Annotated in this window: 1 pseudogene; it reads left to right on the forward strand. The window is 59.5% G+C overall.

The window, feature by feature from the left end:
* Window positions 1–269 (forward strand): annotated as a pseudogene (locus tag EN859_RS36860) (hypothetical protein); the annotation flags it as partial.
* Window positions 270–304: the final 35 nt, after the last annotated feature.

Genomic DNA, 304 nt, shown 5'->3' on the forward strand with positions numbered 1-304 from the left:
GCGCCATCTTCCTCGCCGGCGCCGGCGGTGTATATCTCCTCTGGAAAAACGCGCCGCGCGAGGAACTGCTTGTGCTCGGCCTGGCGCAGTTTCTTGTTGGCCTGCTTGCCATCCTTGGCCTGGTCATCACCGACGCTGCGGTGCACCGGATCGACTGGACGGCGACAAAGACATTATGTTGGCTCGCCCTTTTCGGCTGGATCGGTCTCAGCGGCGTCTTCAAACTCTACGCTTCCTTCGGGCATTGTAGCTCGCAATCGGCATCATAGTTTAGGGACACGACTGGATTTTCAGGTGACGCCCG

Origin of the sequence: Mesorhizobium sp. M00.F.Ca.ET.216.01.1.1 (genome assembly GCF_004010325.2) — a bacterium.
GTDB lineage: Bacteria > Pseudomonadota > Alphaproteobacteria > Rhizobiales > Rhizobiaceae > Mesorhizobium.